Below are 1,019 nucleotides of genomic sequence, written 5' to 3'. Positions count from 1 at the left end.
GACCAGTGCTTGCCGTTCTTGGTTAGCCACAGCTGCACCTTCGGCGCGGCCTGCACCCGCTCACCCGGCGCCACCACCCGCACCGACGACGCGGTAGCGGCTGGTTGCCTGACGGTCTGGGGAGAGGGGGTGGCGATGTGGACGGCGGTGGCGGCCAAGGGGATCAGCAGCAGCCCGCAGGCGGTTGCCAGCGCTGTGGTGTGACGTCGCCGCCAGGTCCGGCCGGCCTTCGCGATGGCGGCAAGCGGCGCTGGTGAGGGGGTGATGTCGTAGGCGGCGTCCGAGAACAGCTGCCGCAGCCGCTCGGTATCGGGGCGCGAACTCATCAGTGGACTCCGGTATGGAAGGCGTCGGAGGCGAGGGCGGGGTGGCTGCGCAGGGCGGCAAGGCCACGCCGCGCATGGGTCTTGATCGTGCCCAGTGAGCAGTTCAGGACCGTGGCGATCTCCTGATCGCTCAGATCCTCGAAGTAGCGCAGCACCATCACGGTCCGCTGTCGGGTCGGCAGCGTCGCCAGTGCCTGGGTGAGGGCCGCGCGGTGTTCGGTGATCTCGGCGTGTCCGCCGTGCGCGTGGTGCACCGTCTCGGGGAGAAACGGCATGAGCAGATGAGCCACACGTCTTTTTCGGACCCGGCTAAGATTGTTGTTGACCAGGGCACGGCGCATATAGGTATGGACCTCGTCGCGGGGGATGCGCGACCAGCGGGCATACACCTTGGTCAGCGTGGTCTGCACCAAGTCTTCGGCCTCGTGGAAGTCGCCGGTGAGCATATGCGCGGTACGTACCAAACGAGGCCAGGCCGCCGCGGCGAACTCGGCGAACTCACCATGACTCTCGTCCGTCACAACTGCTCGTTCCTCAAGGCGATGGGTAAGGGCGTTCGTCGTGGGGTGGGGGGGGGGGGGGGGGGGCCCCCCCCCCCCCCCCCCCCGTTCTGGGGGGGGGGGGGTGGCGGGGTTGTGGCCCTTTGTTTTCCTTACCCCTGCACCTTGGACGAAAGTGTTCTTTTAAGTTTTT

The 1,019-nt window shown here is 67.3% G+C and carries 1 protein-coding gene and 1 pseudogene; both read right to left on the bottom strand.

What is annotated here, in order from left to right; all coding sequences use genetic code 11:
• A pseudogene (locus ACZ4NT_RS39360) lies at window positions 1-326 on the bottom strand (hypothetical protein); the annotation flags it as partial.
• Entirely contained in the window at window positions 326-847 is a 522-nt protein-coding gene (locus tag ACZ4NT_RS39355; protein WP_467730244.1) for a SigE family RNA polymerase sigma factor, read from the bottom strand. The gene ACZ4NT_RS39355 and the pseudogene ACZ4NT_RS39360, both read right to left, overlap by 1 nt.
• Between the last annotated feature and the right edge of the window lie 172 nt (window positions 848-1,019).

The sequence above is a fragment of the Streptomyces sp. NPDC026417 genome, assembly GCF_055567695.1.
Note: the sequence above shows the minus strand (reverse complement) of the source record. Positions and strands in the feature narration are given on the sequence as shown.